Annotated in this window: 15 protein-coding genes and 2 pseudogenes; 15 read left to right on the forward strand and 2 right to left on the reverse strand. The window is 48.7% G+C overall.

Translation table 11 applies throughout. The annotated features are described in order from the left end of the window. Window positions 1-8: 8 nt before the first annotated feature. The 9 genes and pseudogenes from AC0YNZ_RS14470 to AC0YNZ_RS14510 all read left to right on the forward strand — a co-directional run. Window positions 9-1,505: a glycoside hydrolase family 32 protein gene (locus tag AC0YNZ_RS14470; protein WP_475827257.1), complete on the forward strand. Its 1,497-nt coding sequence runs from the start codon at window positions 9-11 to the stop codon at window positions 1,503-1,505. 31 nt (window positions 1,506-1,536) lie between these two features. Continuing rightward, entirely contained in the window at window positions 1,537-3,801 is a 2,265-nt protein-coding gene (locus AC0YNZ_RS14475; RefSeq protein ID WP_475827362.1) for a GH32 C-terminal domain-containing protein, read from the forward strand. A gap of 14 nt (window positions 3,802-3,815) precedes the next feature. Next, on the forward strand, window positions 3,816-4,712 hold the full coding sequence (locus AC0YNZ_RS14480; protein ID WP_475827258.1) for an ROK family protein: 897 nt from the start codon (window positions 3,816-3,818) through the stop codon (window positions 4,710-4,712). Window positions 4,713-4,887: 175 nt separating this feature from the next. Next, entirely contained in the window at window positions 4,888-6,471 is a 1,584-nt protein-coding gene (locus AC0YNZ_RS14485) for a spore germination protein (protein WP_475827259.1), read from the forward strand. An 8-nt stretch (window positions 6,472-6,479) separates the two neighbouring features. Beyond that, entirely contained in the window at window positions 6,480-7,652 is a 1,173-nt protein-coding gene (locus AC0YNZ_RS14490; RefSeq protein WP_475827260.1) for a Ger(x)C family spore germination protein, read from the forward strand. 11 nt (window positions 7,653-7,663) lie between these two features. After that, on the forward strand, window positions 7,664-7,909 hold the full coding sequence (locus AC0YNZ_RS14495; RefSeq protein ID WP_475827261.1) for a hypothetical protein: 246 nt from the start codon (window positions 7,664-7,666) through the stop codon (window positions 7,907-7,909). Further along, window positions 7,906-9,012 (forward strand): GerAB/ArcD/ProY family transporter, encoded by a 1,107-nt coding sequence (locus AC0YNZ_RS14500; RefSeq protein WP_475827262.1) that lies wholly within the window; start codon window positions 7,906-7,908, stop codon window positions 9,010-9,012. The genes AC0YNZ_RS14495 and AC0YNZ_RS14500 overlap by 4 nt, the downstream gene beginning before the upstream one ends. Before the next feature lie 350 nt (window positions 9,013-9,362). Next, window positions 9,363-9,638 (forward strand): annotated as a pseudogene (locus tag AC0YNZ_RS14505) (rhamnogalacturonan lyase family protein); the annotation flags it as partial. A 27-nt stretch (window positions 9,639-9,665) separates the two neighbouring features. Then, window positions 9,666-10,205, forward strand: a pseudogene (locus tag AC0YNZ_RS14510) (Ig-like domain-containing protein); the annotation flags it as partial. A 110-nt stretch (window positions 10,206-10,315) separates the two neighbouring features. Here the strand turns inward: AC0YNZ_RS14510 and AC0YNZ_RS14515 are convergent. Next, a complete protein-coding gene (locus AC0YNZ_RS14515) occupies window positions 10,316-11,500 on the reverse strand; it encodes a hypothetical protein (protein ID WP_475827263.1) in 1,185 nt (394 codons plus the stop codon). Between the two features lie 137 nt (window positions 11,501-11,637). On the opposite strand from AC0YNZ_RS14515, the gene AC0YNZ_RS14520 reads away from it, so the two are divergent. Next, on the forward strand, window positions 11,638-12,579 hold the full coding sequence (locus AC0YNZ_RS14520; protein WP_475827264.1) for a VanW family protein: 942 nt from the start codon (window positions 11,638-11,640) through the stop codon (window positions 12,577-12,579). A gap of 120 nt (window positions 12,580-12,699) precedes the next feature. Here AC0YNZ_RS14520 and AC0YNZ_RS14525 read toward each other — a convergent pair whose 3' ends face one another. Then, on the reverse strand, window positions 12,700-13,152 hold the full coding sequence (locus AC0YNZ_RS14525) for a helix-turn-helix domain-containing protein (RefSeq protein ID WP_475827265.1): 453 nt from the start codon (window positions 13,150-13,152) through the stop codon (window positions 12,700-12,702). Between the two features lie 685 nt (window positions 13,153-13,837). Between AC0YNZ_RS14525 and AC0YNZ_RS14530 the strand changes: the two genes are divergently transcribed. From AC0YNZ_RS14530 to AC0YNZ_RS14550, 5 genes are all read left to right on the forward strand, one after another. Further along, window positions 13,838-14,125, forward strand: coding sequence for a HesB/YadR/YfhF family protein (locus tag AC0YNZ_RS14530; RefSeq protein WP_475827266.1), 288 nt, complete (start codon window positions 13,838-13,840; stop codon window positions 14,123-14,125). Between the two features lie 234 nt (window positions 14,126-14,359). Continuing rightward, on the forward strand, window positions 14,360-15,142 hold the full coding sequence (locus AC0YNZ_RS14535) for a formate/nitrite transporter family protein (protein WP_475827267.1): 783 nt from the start codon (window positions 14,360-14,362) through the stop codon (window positions 15,140-15,142). A 2-nt stretch (window positions 15,143-15,144) separates the two neighbouring features. Then, the gene (locus AC0YNZ_RS14540; RefSeq protein WP_475827268.1) at window positions 15,145-16,059 is read left to right on the forward strand and encodes an L-lactate dehydrogenase; all 915 of its coding nucleotides are present in this window, start codon (window positions 15,145-15,147) and stop codon (window positions 16,057-16,059) included. Between the two features lie 111 nt (window positions 16,060-16,170). Beyond that, the gene (locus AC0YNZ_RS14545) at window positions 16,171-16,704 is read left to right on the forward strand and encodes a DoxX family protein (protein ID WP_475827269.1); all 534 of its coding nucleotides are present in this window, start codon (window positions 16,171-16,173) and stop codon (window positions 16,702-16,704) included. 235 nt (window positions 16,705-16,939) lie between these two features. Beyond that, entirely contained in the window at window positions 16,940-17,842 is a 903-nt protein-coding gene (locus AC0YNZ_RS14550) for a LysR family transcriptional regulator (protein WP_475827363.1), read from the forward strand. Window positions 17,843-18,974: the final 1,132 nt, after the last annotated feature.

Genomic DNA, 18,974 nt, shown 5'->3' on the forward strand with positions numbered 1-18,974 from the left:
AGAGACCTATGAAACCTAATTACGATCACCCTTTACGCCCGCAATATCATTTCACGCCTGAAGCCAACTGGCTGAATGATCCGAATGGAATGGTATATTACGAGGGTGAATATCATTTGTTTTATCAGCATCATCCGGAGAGCACCGTATGGGGCCCGATGCATTGGGGCCATGCCGTAAGCAAGGATCTTGTCAATTGGGAGCATATGCCGATCGCGTTATATCCTGATCACAACGGGACGATATTTTCGGGAAGCGCGGTTGTGGATTGGGAGGATACGAGCGGATTTTTTGATGGAAAATCAGGACTCGTCGCGATTTACACGCAAACAGAGACGATACCGGATTCCCAGCTTTCTAAGCAGAGGCAGAGCGTAGCCTACAGCAAAGATAATGGCCGCACATGGACGGTCTACGCTGGCAATCCTGTTTTAGAGGATGAGAGATTTGCAGATTTCCGGGACCCGAAGGTGTTTTGGCACGCTGACACTGAACGCTGGATTATGGTGCTTGCTGCGGGAGACCGTCTCTGCCTTTATTATTCAACAAATTTAAAGGATTGGACGTTTGCCAGCGAGTTTGGCGCAAAGGAAGGGTCGCATGACGGGGTTTGGGAATGCCCGGACTTATTCCCATTGCCTGTCGAGGGACGGGAGCGCAGCGAAAAATGGGTGATGATCGTCAGCATCGGTGACAATGAGAAGATGCCCGAAGGTTCGCGAACCCAATATTTTATAGGTGAGTTTGACGGCATTACCTTTACGAACGACGATGAACCGGAGAGCGTGCTGTGGATGGATCACGGCCGTGATAACTATGCAGGCGTAACCTGGTCGGATGTGCAGAGCGGAGATCGGCTGCTTATCGGGTGGATGAACAATTGGAAGTACGCCAACATAATTCCCGCAGGCGAATGGCGCGGCGCAATGACCCTCCCGCGAAGGCTGTCGCTTCGGCAGCAGGAGGAAGGAGTTCGCCTCATTCAGGAAGTGCCCGAGCAGCTAAGAGAAATACGGGCGGACCGCTATGAATGGCAGGACGAGCAAATTAGTCCGGGAAGCAACCTGCTGCAGGGCCATAAGGGCGAGCTGTTTGAAATTGAAGCAGAATTCGAGACGGATTCCGCGGTTGAATTTGGTTTTAGGCTTAGAATGGGCAATGACAATGAGACGATCGTCGGCTATGATACGGCAGCCGGCCAATTGTTTATCGATAGAACGCGTTCCGGATTGGTGGAATTCCATCCGCAGTTCGGCTGCAGGCACAGCGTTCCGCTAAATGGCGCGAACGGACGCATAAAGCTTCAAATCTGGGTGGATCGCTCGTCTGTCGAGCTATTCGCTAATGATGGCGAGGTCGCGATCACCGATCAAATCTTCCCGTTAAAGGGAAGCGACGGCATCGAGCTGTATGCGAATGGCGGCAATGTATGGCTTCGTTCCTTGCTGCTGTTTCCTCTGAAATCTGTATATGCAGCCAGCGTATCGGAAACGGTTAATCAATAATGAGATATGAGAGGCGGGAGTTTAAGTGACTATGGAGGAAACGATGAAGGAAGGTATCCGGCTGTTTCCGGAGCGTTCAGGTTTAATTGCCTATTGGCCGCTTGATGAAGGGAAAGGGAGCTTAGCCGCGGATGTCATTAGCTGGAAATCCGACCCGATATCCTATTCTCTTCTGCAGGCACCGTTTACGGAAGCGTGCGACCCGCAGTGGCGTACGGGCATTCGCGGAAACGCGATGCTGTTCGATGGGTATTCGACGTGGATTACTAGACAGGCTGGCGATATAGAAGTTCCGGGTGATGCGATTACGCTCTCGGCGTGGGTTGCGCCGCGTTCCTATGAATGGGGGGCGGAGCAGAGGCTTTCGGCGATCGTGAACCAGCATGATAGAGAAGCGAAGGAAGGGTTCGTTCTTGGCATGTACAGGCACGGCTCATGGTCGCTGCAGCTTGGTTTAGCCGGGACGTGGGTAGAGCTTTGGTGCCATGACCGGCCGCTTCCGAAGCATGAGTGGTCCCATATTGCAGCTACGTTCGATAAGGAAGAAGCCGTTATGAGGCTGTATTTGAACGGGGAGCAAACGGCGGAGCTCCGCACAGCCAAGCAGACTGCGATCACCCCCTGCCGCTCCGACCTGTTGATCGGGAAAAACAACCAGGCAACCGTGCTGGCCGAAGCATTCCGGCACAATATGTTCGACGGATTGATCGACGAGGTGAAGATCTACGACCGCGCATTGTCGCCGTCTGAGCTCATCGCTTCGTTCGAGGCTGACCTTGCTTCGCATGCAGGCAAGATTCCGGCTATCGATGAAGCGGACATCCGGCTGGACCGGACTCCGCTCCTGAAGGACCGGCATCGTCCGCAGTATCATGCCAGCCCTCCCGTTCATTGGATGAACGAGCCTCATGCTCCGATTTATTTTAACGGGAAGTATCATTTGTTCTACCAGCACAATCCGCAGGGGCCTTATTGGGCGCAAATTCATTGGGGACACTGGGTAAGCGAGGATATGGTGCATTGGCGCGACCTTCCGATCGCGCTCTCGCCGGAGAGAGATGCCGTCGATCCGGATGGGGTATGGTCGGGAAGCGCAGCATACGACGAGAACGGCGTTCCCGCACTTTTCTTTACGGCAGGGGATGACAGCAAGTCACCGAACCAAAGTGTCGGTTTAGCCAGAAGTACTTTTGTGCAGGACGGTGAATCCGATCTGATCCGCTGGGTGAAGCATCCGGAGCGGCTAATCGTTCAAGAAAGAGGGCAGGGGATGTTCGGCGACTTCCGCGATCCGTTCGTTTGGAAGCAGGGCGATTTATGGTATTTGCTGATCGGCTCCGGCACGGATGGACAGGGCGGATCGATACTGGCCTATACGTCACGCGATATGCTGAATTGGGAGTATAAAGGACCTTTCTATACGGCCGATGCCGCCCGATATCCGTATCTGGGCAATATGTGGGAGCTCCCGGTACTGCTTCCGCTAGGCAAGGAGAAGCATGTCTTTCTGATTAGCCCGCTCGGCCCCGGTGCCGACGTAGAGGTATTTTATTGGATCGGAACATTCGATGCCGAAGCAGTCCGTTTCATCCCGGATCAGGAGGAGCCGCAGCTTATCGACGTGGGCGATTTTCATTTCACGGGACCGAGCGGCATGGTCGATCCTAAAACCGGTCGCAGCATCATATTTACGATTGCGCAGGGGGAGAGAACGCCCCAGCTCGATTACGACTCCGGCTGGGCTCATAATGCAGGTTTGCCGATCAGCTTAACGCTGCGTGAAGACGGCCGCCTCGGCATTGCGCCGATTGAGGAGCTTCAAGCGCTGCGCGGAGCTCAACTTCTCTCCCTTGCGGACAGCTCGCTCATAGAAGCTAATCAACAGCTTAATAAGGTGCAGGGCGATATGCTCGAAATCCGGATCGAGTTTGAAGCAGACAGCGCGAATCTGGCAGGCCTGAAAGTAAGGCAGTCCCCTGAAGGTGAGGAGGAGACGCTCCTTTATTATGACCGGTCGCGCTCCGAGCTTGGCGTAGACCGCTCGAAAACGACATTGTCTCCGGATGAACGCCCGGCAGGCGTGCAGAGCGGCAAACTGGAGCTGAACGGCGAAAATTTATATTTACACGTGTACCTCGATCGTTCCATGGTAGAGGCATATGCGAACGGGCTAAAAAGCTTGACGACAAGAGTATACCCGAGCCGCTCCGATTCCCTTGGCTTACAGCTGTGGGGCGATGAGGGTCTTACCATCAAATCATTGAACATTTGGGAAATGACTTCTATTTACGTATAAAGGAGCAGCCAGACATGCGTATTGGAGCAATTGAAGCGGGCGGGACCAAAATCGTCTGCGGAATCGGCAATGAACACGGCGGGATTGAGGAGCGGGTAAGCTTTCCCACGGAGCAGCCGGAACGGTCGCTTGCGAAGATCATTTCTTATTTCGAAGATAAAGGCGTGGAAGCGATTGGCATTGGCACCTTTGGTCCCATTAATCTCGATCCTGCCAGCGAAAGCTATGGCTGCGTCACGACGACGCCGAAGCCCGGCTGGTCAGGCTTTCCTTTCCTCGGCACACTGAAAGCGGCCTTCGATATTCCATTCGGATGGGACACCGACGTTAACGCAGCCGCCTACGGCGAAGCTAAATGGGGAGCCGCGAAAGGCTTGGATAGCTGTGTTTACTATACGATTGGAACAGGAATCGGCGTAGGCATATATGCCGAATCGAAGCTGGTTCATGGTTTGGTGCATCCGGAAGGGGGGCATATCAGGACGAGACGCCATGCGGATGACTCATTTGCCGGTCACTGTCCGTATCATGGCGACTGCCTGGAAGGAATGGCGGCAGGTCCTGCTATAGAACGGCGCTTTGGGATAAAGGCAAGCGAGCTTCACGCAGATCATAAGGCATGGGAGTTCGAAGCCTATTATATCGCTGAAGCGTTGACGACAGCCATCCTGATGCTTTCTCCGAAAAAGATTATTTTAGGCGGAGGGGTTATGCATCAGAAGCAGCTGTTCCCGCTCATTCGAGCCAAGGTGCAGCAGAGCCTTAACGGCTATGTTTCTTCAGAAACGCTGCTTGCGGATATGGATAACTACATCGTATCCCCAGGTTTAGGTGATAATGCCGGCTTATGCGGCGCGCTTGCGCTGGGATTAGCGGCACTCGAAAGATCCGAAATAACGGCACAGAAATAGGGATGAAATAGCAGCGGTAATATTGGGATCTGTTATACGGAAAAGGGATGCGTTTTCTTAACGCGTCCCTTTTTTTGTTTATCCTGCCACCTTCTTGTAAATAATAATATTTGAATTAGGGAACAATTTAGTTGGAAATGACGATACTGGAAAAACGATAAAGTGAGGCGTACACATGGAGCAGGGCGGATCCCTCGGCGGAACAATCGGTAATACCTCTACGATGAGTACGACTTTACGTAATCAGGGAGCCGGAAACAACGACGCCGAAAAAAAACCGATTTCGAAAAATCTTGAGGTCAACCGGCAGTTAATAATGGAAAACTTCCATGATTGTTTCGACTTTGTATTCCTGCCGTGGAGCTATGGTCCTGAGCTTGAGTGTAAGGCTTTTTCCGCCTATTTTGATTCATTAGTTGAAGATAAAAAGGTTAATTATATGAAAGCTTCGCTGCAGGACCTGGTGAACCATGAGATCGGACCGGGAACCGAAGTTACACCTGAGATGTTCATGCGCTTTTTTGAAGAACATGGCGTCTCTGGTCAAACCGCGATGCTTGTTGATGATTTTAATACAGTCGTCTTAAATATTCTGAACGGCAATCTTGTTATTTTCATCGACGGCTGGGATAAAGCGCTGAGCTTTAAGGCCATTGGCGTCCAAACCAGACAAATTACCGAACCCGTCAATGAAGGGGTTGTTTACGGTCCCCGGGAAAGCTCGGTAGAAAATCTGAAAAAAAATCTAGGTCTCATCCGATTACGCATTAAATCTCACCGATTTAAATTGATAACCTTGTCGGGAGGCGGGGAGAGTCGAACAGAGGTCGTTTACGGTTACATTGACGGCTGCGTAAATCCGGAAACATTGGAAGAATTCAAAAGGCGAATCGAAACCATAAAGGATAAGGAAATACTGGAAGCCGCTTATGTTGAAGAACTTATTGAGGATTCGACCTATTCTCCCTTTCCGCAAATCCGGTATACGGAGCGGCCGGATGTAGTAGCATCGGCCTTAATTGACGGAAAGATCGTCGTGCTCTGTCAAGGCTCCGGCATGATGATGCTTTGTCCCGGCTTGTTTGCCGAGCTGCTGCAGTCTAGCGAGGACTATTATCAGCGGACCATCCTTGCATCGGTAACCCGGATTTTGCGGTTAATCGCATGTATTATCGCGCTGACGCTTCCCAGCGTCTATATCGCCTTAACCACGTTTCATCCCGAATTGATTCCGTCGGTGCTACTGCTGGCGATTGTCGATGCACGGGAAGGCATTCCGTTTCCGGCTTTTTTTGAAGCGCTGATCATGGAGTTTTTCTTCGAGCTGCTGCGGGAAGCGGGGGTAAGGCTTCCGCGTCCGGTCGGATCCGCGGTAAGCATCGTCGGCGCGCTGGTCATCGGAGATGCGGCAATCTCAGCAGGGATCGCCTCTCCGATCATGGTCGTTCTAGTAGCGTTGACGGGGATTGCATCCTTTGCCATTCCGCAGTATAACACGGCCATCGCACTTCGTCTCTTACGATTTCCGCTGATGGTCGCTGCAGCTCTTCTGGGAGGGTTCGGGCTCCTGTTCGGCTTGATCTTCATCCTGCTGCACCTGATTACCTTGCGCTCGCTTGGACAGCCTTATTTGGCTCCAATCGCGCCGCTTAGGCCCCGGCAGCTTATGGACGTGCTGATTCGCGCTCCTATTAAGAACCTTATGCGCTCGCCGCGCAACAGGCATATGCATATGCCAATCAAGCGAAGAAAAGGATGACGGAGACGATGAGAAACCGATTTCTGAAGCTGCTCCTTGTATTTCTGATTATCCTTTCTACAACAGGATGCTGGAACAAACTGGAGCTGCCGGAAAGAGTCTTCATTATGTCTTTGGGAATTGACGAAGGCAAGAGCAAGAGCGGCAATATTCAACTGACGGCACAGCTGTATAAACCGAACCCCGGCCTTAAACAGAATACGCAGGACAAATCGTTCGTCAATATTCAATCCGAGTCCGATTCGATGTTCGAGACCGTGCGCGACCTGACTCTTCATATGGGGCGAAAAGTCCATTGGAGTCATATGCGCATCATCGTCATCGGGGAGGAGTTTGCGAAAAAGAGAGGACTCGAAGAAATACTCGATTTCTTCTTCCGCAATCAGGAGCTTCGCCTGACTACATATGTCCATATTGCAAAAGGGAAGGCCAGCCAATATATGGTTACGAAGCCGCTGATCGAGAATACGCTCGGTCAGCAGCTGCTGACCATTCAAGAAGTAGCTTACAAATATTCCGGCAAGACGGCGAATGTAACGCTGCTCGATCTGGGCTTTCAACTGAAAGGACAAGTCAACGACGCGATGATTCCATACCTCTACCGGAGCAAAAAAATAACGTACACAACACCGGTAGCAGGGGCTGCCCTTCTAAAAAATGGGAAAATGATAGGGAAGCTGTCTTCTCAGGATATGGAAAGCGTCTTGATGCTGCGCGATGAGTATGAACGGGGGGTCATCGAGGTCCCCTGCTTAAATCAGCCGGCAGGCAAACCGAAAATGAAAGAAACGGTTCAAGTCATTTCGGCGAGCACGCAGCTTTCTCCTGTGATCAAAAACAAGTCTGTCAACGTGAAAGCATCGATTGCAATAGACGGTACCGTTACTGAGCTCAAGTGCTCCCAAATAACGACGAGTGAGGAAGAAGCGGAATTTCTCAATCGGATCAAAAAAATCATTGAGAAAGATATGCTGAGATCGTATGAGGAGCTCAAACGGAAAAAAGTCGATGTCATTAACCTCGGCAATCTAATATACAGCAGACACCCCTCGCTGTGGAAAAGCATGAAGGAAGACTGGCACGAAATTTTTGCGAACAGCCAGCTGCAAATCGAAACAAAAATAAAAATTATCAATACCGGGACGACAACCGGCAAATCGGTTTTGACGGAACAAAAATAGGAGGGAAGTCCGTGCTGGAGAAATTCATTGTTCTGTTTATCTTGTTTGCGCTTATAATCGCATACGAAGGTCCCAAGCTCAAACAGAAGCAGGCGCGTGAAAAGCTGGCTTTCTGGGCTTTTATGCTTATCGCCGTCTATTTTAGCGTGGACTTTGTATCCAATCTAGATTTGCCGAGGCTGCATATGGTTGTCGTTTACTTATTTTCCGGTACGGCGAAGCAGATCACCAGCTATTTAAAGGCGGGAACATCTTGAAAAATCGCGAACCCATCACTGCGGGACAAATGTCCCTTTTATTTTTCACGTTTCTGACAGGATCGTCCATTATCAATATTCCGGCACCGCTTATCTCTTTCGCCAAAAATGATGCGTGGCTGTCACTCATTATTTCATGCACGATAGGCGGGCTGCTTCTAGGCTGCATGCTTTATTTGAATAAGCAATATCCCGGCTTAACCTTTGTCGAATACAGCCGCATGGCGGTAGGTTCTTGGATTACCTTTCTTTTGTGCTTTCTCTTCTTGACCTTTCTGTTCCATATGTGTGCCGGTATCGTGATCGACGTCGACTTGTTTATGACCAGCTCGTTAATGGACGAGACTCCTTTGTATATCTTTTCCACTATTGTGCTGTTAGCCGCGGCAACTACAGCGAAGGCCGGAATCGAAGCAATGGCCAGGATGTTCATCATTATCATCACCATCATGCTCTGTTTCGTTGCAGTCATTTTCCTGTTAGCTGTTCTTGACTATCGTCCGGAACAGCTGCTGCCCGTTATGTCGCAAGGAATCAAACCCGTGCTGCTTGGCGCGTATTTTTCTTACGGCTTTCCTTATGCAGAGGTGGTCGTGTTTGCCATGCTGCTGCCGTTTGTCCGCAAGCAGGACAGCAATAAGTTGAACAAGTCCATGTATGTGGCTCTCGTCTTAAACGGAGTCGTTTTAATCATATCGGTCTTATGCACGATTATGATGTTCGGCCCTATGGCAGGCGAAAGAAAATATTCCCTGTATCAGTTTGCGCGCATTATCCAGGTTGCCGATATCATCGAAAGAATCGAATCCGTGATCGCGATGGCTTTAATCGCAGGATCATATATGAAAGTTACGGTAACCTTATATGTGCTGTCGCTAATGATTTCCCAAATACTGCGTTTACGCGATAACCAGCTACTCATCTATCCGATTGCTTTGATTAATATGCTGCTCTCGCTCTTGTTTTCTGAAAGCATGACCAAGTGGGAGGAAACGGTATCGACGATACATCCGCTATATGTTTCGATTGCATATGTGTTTCCTTTGCTGCTTGTCGCGATGGTCACCTGGACCAAGTCCAAATTTAAGCGATCGGGCACATAGGGAAGACTCGCACGCTCCGTACAGCGTACCGTTTTTGCGAAAATCACGGAAAATTGAACAAACATTATGGTTTTTTGTAATGTAAGCGCATTCTTTTGGAGCTACTATTAGGAGGTAAATATTTCTTATAACTGTTCTTAGCACCATACTCACTTTCCTCGGAAATGTTTGCCGCTTATTTTAACCCATTTATGAGAGGGGAACTACGCTGCATGAGTAACCGAATGAAACGGAGCATGTCTTTAACACTGGCAGTATTTATGGTTGTCTACACGATTTTGGCAGGATTGCCAATCCAGCAAGCGAAGGCCACGCCTGCAGCAGAGCCGCAGGCGTGGAAGTTTGATTTTGGCGCGGCTTCGAACAACTCGTTGAAAGCAAACCCTAGCCTGCAGGCCGACTTATTCGGTGATTGGCGGGAGGAAATCATGTGGCGCTCCGTGGACAGCAGCGAATTTAGAATTTATTCTACTGTAGATGAGACGGACTATCGCATACGCACGCTGATGCATGATCCGAATTACCGTCTAGGAGTAGCTTGGCAAAATGTCGGCTACAATCAGCCGCCGCACCCAAGCTTCTATTTGGGAGATGCAATGGCGCAGCCGCCAGCCCCGAGCATCCATTATATCAATGCTCTCGTTACTGCCATTACCGTAACAGCGGCAGGTGAAGCGGAATCAGTAAAAGTAGGCAGTACGCTTCAAATGAACGCGGAGGTTCTTATGGATACCGCTGCGAATAAGTCAGTTGCATGGTCGGTTACGGATGCCGACGGCAGCCCTACGAATCTGGCAACGATCGGGCCGGACGGCGTACTGCATGCGGCAGCGGAAGGCACGGTTAAGGTCGTTGCGACAGCAGCGGATGGCTCTGGCGTCAAAGGGGAGAAGCTGATTATCCTTATCGCTAATCCGGTCATACCGCCGCCTGCGCCTGCAAGCAATCAAGTAACGGTTGATGCCGTGATTGTGGACGGTAAAGCTTCAGCCGTTGTAGACGATGCGAAGCTTCAAGATGCAGTTGAAGCATCAAGCGATCATCTGGTCATTATCAAGGTAAATGCGGATGCCTCAGTCCATGAGGTGGAAGTGAGCATCCCCGGAAAAGCGTTAGCAAGCTTAAATGCGGCAAAGAAAATGAGCTTAACGATTGATACGGGTGTGGCTAAGGTAACGTTATCTGACAGCTGATATTCCAGCGCGCATATTTCAGCGGGTTTGAAAGAATAACCCCATAGCTAAGGATACTCCGGTTCGTTCGGATATCTCGCAGCTATGGGGATTTTTTATTTCACTCATCGTCAATTCATTAAAACATCTTGGATACGCCAAGGCGAGCCTATAGACTCACGTTTAAAAAGAAAGGTGTAGCTGCCGTTCCAGCGGGGCTTGTTAAGCTGATGAATCGAGACCGGCAGCCTAATTTCAGTCGTTAGCGCTTCGCCCAGATTGCTGTCATCGGGCTTGGCCTTTCCTTTCGCTTTTGGCGGAGTCAGCTCCCGTATCGAGACCAGCGATTCCATTAGCTGCTGGAAGGAAGCGAGTTTTTCCTTCGGCAGTTCTTTTGTCAGCGCCAGCAGCAATTCATTATCCTTATGGTAGACGACTTCAACGAAGCTTTTGGCTTGTATTAGCGGAGAGGCGGAGTCAAAATAGCGTTCTGTCTGTCCGGCCGCCTTATGAACCATCATCTGGTGAGCGGGATCCGGGCTGTCGGATTTATGGGTTGAGCTGCCCAGAAAGTGAATGCAGAAATGACCGGAGAAGCCATTCTCCGGAATGCCGTCCCCGCCATGGGGCATCCCGTTCATCGAGGCTGCAATCCATTCGCCGTCTGAGTGAACCAGCACAGCCTTCCTTCTCCAGCTCCACTTGCCGTTATAAATTTGCTTCATAATGCGCGTATCTTCCTTCGTTAACGGCTGAACGTCGGCATGATCGCTTCCCGCCCGCCGCTGGACGCGGAATGTTAGTCCCGTTTCGAGCTCAGTTACCGAGAAGAAGCTTTTGTTAGGGAGCAGCTGCGTTGATTGCTGCCAGGTAAGGAGCTTTCCATAATGCTGCATCCGCAGCGCTTCCGCTAGTCCGACTAGCTTTCCGGAAATCTTTTTAGGCAAAATCGTTGTTGTGGCCGTCGTTTCATTCCAAAGATTCCCTGATCGCTCCAAGCGAAAATGCTTCGTCCCGTCCAATAGCAGCAGCGCTATATCGATATCGGGAAAATATACGGCTTCAGCGGCAGGCGTTTGTTTAGCCTCAAGCAAAGCGGCATTGATTTCCCGGCTCTCGATTTGGAGATCGCTGATGAATGCGGCATGCTGTCCTGAACGAACGGTCATTATAATCGTGTTTTGCTGACTCTTCTCTCCCGTAATTTTTGGCTTCTGAATTAACGCCTGAGCAAGAGCAGAATGTGGTTGTACGGTCAGCAGCCCAATGAGAACTAACGTGATCACAGCTGATGTTTGCTTCCATATTCGGTTCATTTGCTGCCCTCCGTTCCATTTTTTTTTCTATTTTCAGCAAAGCCGCCGTTAATTATGTAGCTATTAGATCATGTATGGTTCTGTCCAAAAAGATTCATACTAACTTGGATACTAATGTATGGGGGAGATTAACGACAATGGGGCTGCAGTGGATTTTAGCCATATACCTTCTGTTTCAGCAAGGGCATTATCCTGATCCTTTGATTATCGAGCATGAGGGTCATATACTCTTAGAGATGAATAGGGCTAAGTATAGCGATTCTTTGTCTGGAATTCCGCTCGTTGATCAGGATAAGCTAAATAAATCGATGGATGATCTAGAGAAGCGGGTACAGAAGCCGCCGGTTAATGCCACGCTTGACGGAGCCGGAAGAGTTTTGCCTGAGCATACAGGAAGCGAGCTTGACCGAAGGTCGTTTACGGAGCAATTTTACAGCTTTATTTTTGAAGGGGGAATTTCCCGGCTCGAGGTACCTTTGCTGACGACTTATCCGAGAGTGGACAGCGAGCTGCTCTCAATCATAAAGGTTAAAAGGATCGGGCAATATGCTACATATTACAATTCGAGAAACAAGAACCGCTCTCATAACGTTGGGTTAGCGGCAAAAGCGATCAACAATACCGTCGTGTTTCCCGGAGAGCGGTTTTCATTCAATCAGGTTGTCGGAAAGCGTACGAAGGAAAAGGGTTATCTCCGTGCTCCGGTTATCGTCAGAGGGGAGATGTCGGAGGATATCGGCGGTGGCATATGCCAAATATCGTCGACGCTCTTCAATGCCGTAGATCGTGCCGGTCTGAAAATAATCGAGCGCTATTCCCATAGCCGGAATGTCAAATATGTGCCGCCCGGGCGTGATGCGACCGTAAGCTGGTATGGCCCCGATTTTGTATTCCAAAATAAATACAACCAGCCGATTCTAATCCGGGCCTATGCGCATGGCGGACAGGTGAGCATCGTCATTTGCTCTTCCGACGACATTAATGAGAAAACCAGACAAGTACCGAGCGCCTCGAAAAAACTTCCGGAGGAAGTGAAGCTGGAGATGGATGCCGGCGGCTTGAAGCGGAAACACAATTAAGGAATGGAAGCAAACCGGCTGGGCGGGTTTGCTTTTTTTGCTGTTTTTTGAATGCTGGGCATGTTCAGTAGTTTGTTCTTTAAAGAACTTGGACCTCTGTCATCTAGCTCCACTGCACCCTTATTCAAGTAATTTTATGGAAAAATAAATCTGAAAACGCTCATCCCCGTTATCCAGCGTAGCCCCCGTAAGTTGCTTGATTTTGTTGATTCTGTAGAACAAAGTATTGCGATGAATATTAAGGACCTTCTCGGCCTCATTCGGGGAATCTGTGTAATACAGATAAGGCTTCAACGTCTCTACGAAAACCGTTCCATGAATTCGGTCCTCTTCTCTTAGTTTCATAACAGCCGGATGGCAGAAATCAGAAATATCTCTCTGGGAAATAATCAGCTCCGTAAGAAAACTCAACATATACTTTTCATACAAACAAAAGTCCAGACGGTTTCTTTGAGCATATTCGCCCGCTTTCAGAGCCTGCGCATAATACTTCCTGTTTTCGGACAATTTCGTGAAAGGCAGGCTGATTCCTGCAAATAACTCGTTAACGTGCAAATATTCAATAAACTCCACATTTGATTTTTCCAGAATAGAAGCTCTGATGGCATTATCCATAAAAACAACTAGTCCGGTCTTGTGGGAATACGTCAAACAGGCCGGAAATTTTATCAGAATCAACCTGTTGCTAAATCAGGAACACAACGAATATAAAGAAATCAAGCTGCTTGATTTCAAGTCCATTGGCGGCGATATTGTTCAGTTGCGTTATTCGCTAAATCCTGCATAAGCCTCACAAGGAAAGCGTGATCCATGAAATGATGCTCAGCGAAAAAATATAGACCTGAAAGAAACGGCTGATCATATGCAATTCATTCTAATTGTTCTCGACATTGCTAATAAGCAGACTTCCAAGGATTTGAAGCTTCCTGAATTTTTCATTGATCAGGCTATAGAACACGATAGCAAACTGTATTAGAGGAAATAGTAATTAACACTGGGAATGTTGATAGAAGTATCTGAAGCTCTTATCGGTTATATATCAATCATTATGCGAAGCGGATCGAAAATAAGCAGATTTAAACAGAGGAAGACCACAATGCGGCATAACTGCCCGTATAGTGGTCTTTTTTTACACTCCGGATGGAAAAGGCATTCATAGAGACTAGCTTATTCACGTAAGTTTATAATTGAAGGGTTGACACCTTCAAGCTTATTCGTAATGATGGAATTAAGTATGCAGTGGGAGGAGATGACCGCGATGAAATTAGTGGTGGAGCAGTCAGCAGCGCGTTGGTATAAGACGGAAATGGGTCTTTCCGACGGAGAATTCATTCGCATTTATGTCCGTTTGGGCGGATGCGGCAGCGTTCATCCGGGTCTTTCGCTTGGCGTCGTTAAAGATGAGCCAAGGAGCATTGGCCTAAGCGTGAACGAGGAGGGCGTTACTTTTTATATAGAAGAAGATAATTTGTGGTATCTGGACAATAAGACGCTTCGGATCTCATTTGACGAGAAGTATGAAGAAATTCAAATGACTGTAGCGTAACAAAAACTTATGCCAAGAAATAGTTACCCCAAAAAACAAGGGCTGTGTTCGCACCCTTGTTTTTTTATGTTCATTTGCAAAAAAAATCGGGGAACCTCCCTATATATCTCGCGGCTTTCACGTAAAAACCCTGAAATATAGTTCAGGGAGTTCCCCGACATACAAATGGAAAATAACCCCTTAGAATAAAGGTATGGCAATGGAAATTGCACGAAACTTTAGGAGGCAATCAAGGTGGAGCATGCTCCTTTGAGAAGGGTCGAACAGCTTGCTTTGAAGAAGCAAAAGGTGTTTCTTACAAGCAAGCTGAGGTATATATTGCGAGCGATGCTGGCCAGTATGTTTATCGGGTTCGGCGTAATCGTAGCATTCAAGACAGGCAGCTTCTTCTATGTCACGCATAGTCCGCTCACCTATCCGATGGCGGCGATCACGTTCGGAGCAGCGATTGTTCTGATAGTCTACGGCGGAGGAGACCTGTTTACCGGCAATACTTTTTACTATACCTTCACCGCGCTCCGTGGCAAAATGCGCTGGGCTAACGTGTTGAAGCTATGGTGCGCGAGCTACGCGGGTAATTTTCTAGGGGCAGTAGCTTTCGCACTGCTAATCTGGGCAACCGGATTGTTCAAGGATGCATCGGTTAACGGATTTTTGCTCAGCGTTGTTGAGAAGAAGCTTCACGCTCCGGTAATGGAATTGTTTTTCCGTGGACTGCTTTGCAACTGGCTCGTCTGCTTGGCATTTTTCGTTCCGATGTCGCTGCGGGGAGATGGTCCGAAGCTGTTCGCCATGATGCTGTTCGTGTTCTGTTTCTTCATCTCCGGCTATGAGCACAGCATAGCTAATCTTTGCACCTTCGCGATTGCGCTCGTCCTGCACCATCCGGGCACGATTTCGGTTGGAGGCATGATTCATAATCTGCTGCCGGTGACGCTCGGTAATTTATTTGGCGGTTCGATCCTTATGGGAGTTATGTATTATTTCGTAAATAAACCATTTGAAGAGGTGGAATAACAATGAAAAAAACAAAGGTTGTCGTTATTGGCGTAGGTGCGGTGGGGTCTACAACAGCATACACGCTGCTGCTTCGCAGCCGGATGGATGAACTTGTGCTTATAGATGCGAATGCGGGCAAAGCCGTCGGGGACGTGCTCGATATGAATCACGGGCTGCCGTTTCTGGGACAGACCAAGGTTTGGGCTGGCACCTACGAGGACTGCAAGGATGCGGATATCGTTATCATTACCGCCGGAGCGGCGCAGAAGCCCGGAGAGCCCCGATTAAATCTATTGAAGCGTAATGTTGCAATTTATGAAAGCATCGTCTCGGAAGTGTTGAAATACAATGAAGACGGCATTCTGCTGATTGCGACGAATCCGGTAGATATTATGAGCTATTTTTGCTGGCAAAAGTCGGGTTGGCCGGCCCGTCGCGTCATCGGCTCCGGCACGCTGCTAGACAGCGCTCGTTTCCGTTACCTCATTGGCGAGCGGCTGCAGCTGGACCCGAGAAGCGTCCATGCTCATATTATCGGGGAGCATGGCGATTCCGAGCTGCCGGTATGGAGCCTGGCCAATGTGGCAGGTTCGCCACTAACGCTCAGCGAGGAAGAAAAATCGGATATATTCGCACATACGAGAGATGCGGCTTATGAAATCATTGAAGCGAAGGGCGCGACTTATTATGCGATTGCCCTTGCATTAGACCGGGTCGTAACGGCGATTCTGCGCAATGAGTCGGCTGTGCTCAATGTGTCTACGCTAGTCGAGCAGTACCACGGTTTATCCGGTGTGTATATGGGCGTTCCTTGTGTCGTCGACCGACAAGGGGTGAGAGAAGTGCTGGATATTCCGATTACGGAGGAAGAAAGGGCCTTGCTGCATCGCTCGGCGAGCAAGCTGCAGGAGCTTATTGAAACGATCTCGGTATAAGAAGAGAAATAGAAAAGGCATATCGATTATGCTGTATTGTGAATTAGACCGCATACTAGCGGTCGTGCAGGCGGATAGTGAGGACCGATCATAGCAAAGGAGCTGATCGTCATGGCAATCAGATGGCTAAGCGAAAACAAATATGCAGCCGGATTTCTGCTTTTGCTGCGCGTATACTTGGGCTGGCAATGGTTGAGCGCGGGATGGCATAAGCTGGGAGGCTTCGATGCCAGCGGATTTTTGAAGGGAGCTATCGGCAGCCCGGTGGTGGATAGAGGAACGAATGAGTTAGTATATCCGACGTTTACCGCGTTTCTTGAGCATTTTGCGCTGCCGAATGCAAAAGTAATTAATGTAATCATCCCGTTTGGCGAAATTTTGGTGGGAATAGGGCTCATCCTTGGTGCGCTTACGACAACCGCCGCTTTCTTTGGTCTATTGATGAACTTCATGTTTATGTTTGCAGGCACCGTATCGACCAACCCATGGCTCATGCTGATCGGAATGCTCATATTCGCGGCTGGGGCGAACGCGGGGAAATTCGGCTGTGATTTCCTTGTACTGCCTTATCTGCGCAAGCTTCTTCTGAGATTCAGAGGCGATAACGGCAGCGGCCAAATAAGCAATAAGTCGTTACCGCGCTAAAGCTGATGAGTGAAATGAGCTGCATATCAATCGAGGTTCATAACGATAGAAACAGATATATAAGGATTGAATTCGTAATAGGTTGAAGCCGTGGGTGAACGATGTTCATTCAACGGCTTTTTTTGTTTCAGCGATTTCCGAGCAGCCTTTATTGACAGCTGGCCTTTCGTTTGTTATTTTAAATTAATATATTCATACTGGTTTAGTTGGTATTGAAGGAGCGGGGGTGTTTCAAATCAATATTGAAAATATCGAGGCGTTCGTCTACGTCATACATTGCGGAAGTTTTAATAAAGCGGCTGACGCGCTTTATTTGTCCCAGCCTTCTGTAACGGCACGGATTAAGTCGCTTGAGCAGGAGCTCGACTGCAAGCTGTTCGACCGGCAGGGGAAGCAGGTCCAAATTACAGAGGATGGCAAACGGTTTTTGCCGTATGCGCAGCAGCTGCTGCTCATTTACCAGAAGGGTAAGCTGCATATCAATCAGAAGAAGTCGCTTCCGAATGAAATCCGAATCGGCTGTACCGTATCGGTCTCCAATTATATCATTCCCGACCTGCTGCCCCGGTTAAAGCAGAAGTTTCCGAATACTCATTATAAGTTCGTCACAAGCACTACGGATGAGATTATGAATAAGGTGCTTAGCCAGGAAGTCGATATTGGCTTTGTCCGCAATGTGAATCATCCCAGTCTGCAATCGGTCAAGTTTTATGAAGACCCGATCCGGCTTTATGTATATGACGGGCATCCTTTTTTAACGTTGGAGAACCTGACGATCGAAGCGATCGCTGAGCAGCCGCTCGTATTTTTTGAATGCGGCTCCTTGGATTGGCTTCGTATTCATCGTATTTTCGAGCATCTGGATATACCGCCCAATATTCAAATCCAAACGGATAATTCCGAAATGGCTAAGAAGCTCGTTATTCAGAAGGCGGGTATCGGTTTTCTTCCGGGCTTGTGCGCCCAGCAGGAAATGCATGCCGGCAAGCTTTATCCGATTCTCGTGCCCGAGACAGAAGGCATTTCCTTGCAAACCAATCTCATCTCGCATCATGGCGAGCATCTTGAATTGCTTGATGCGATTACGGATATTGGCAAGCAATTAGCTGATGCGAAGCTGAGCTTATCGGCAATTTGAAAGCTGCAATAGAAAAGCTCTATTATCCGATGAGCGGCTGCCATGATACATTTATTTTGTCAGTAAAGCCGATTGGAATAGTGTGATTATGCATGTTCGTCCGCTGCTCTTTCTGAAGCAGCGGACTTTTTTATTGTTTAAGCGAAAAATAATAGGCGGAAGCGGCTGCTGAACAATATGCGCGCCTAATCGGCATCGATCTTTATTTTGACTGTGATATCGGCTGCGTTCTAAGGCATCGGTGAAGGGGAGCCGTGCGTTAAGTCGGTTTAGTCGAACTAATTCAAGCTGTCGCTTGAAATGAGGTCGATTAGTTTGATTTTGTGCAGCTAAATGACGCTTTTTGAGGGGAAGGTTCGAAAAGGCGAGATTAAGCATCCAAAATCGAACTAATGAGCAGACTGCGGCGTGAACTCAGCATTTAAGCAGCTAAAATCTTCCTAGTGGTTGGAGTTAAGCACCCAGTCAAAGGCATGGATGAGAAGGGGGAGTCGTGCGTTAAGTCGGTTTAGTCGAACTAATTCAAGCTGTCGCTTGAAATGAGGTCGATTAGTTTGATTTTGTGCAGCTAAATGACGCTTTTTGAGGGGGAGGTTCGAAAAGGCGAGAATAAGCATCCAAAATCGAACTAATGAGCAGACTGCGGCGTGAACTCAGCAATTAAGCAGCTAAAATCTTCCTAGTGGTTGGAGTTATGCACCCAGTCAAAGGCATGGATGAGAAGGGGGAGTCGTGCGTTAAGTCGGTTTAGTCGAACTAATTCAAGCTGTCGCTTGAAATGAGGCCAATTAGTTTGATTTTGTGCAGCTAAATGACGCTTTTTGAGGGGAAGGTTCGAAAAGGCGAGAATAAGCATCCAAAATCGAACTAATGAGCAGACTGCGGCGTGAACTCAGCAATTAAGCAGCTAAAATCTTCCTAGTGGTTGGAGTTATGCACCCAGTCAAAGGCATGGATGAGAAGGGGGAGTCGTGCGTTAAGTCGGTTCAGTCGAACTAATTCAAGCTGTCGCTTGAAATGAGGTCGATTAGTTTGATTTTGTGCAGCTAAATGACGCTTTTTGAGGGGAACGTTCGAAAAGGCGAGATTAAGCATCCAAAATCGAACTAATGAGCAGACTGTGGCGTGAACT

This window comes from Paenibacillus sp. J2L1-98 (genome assembly GCF_056269405.1).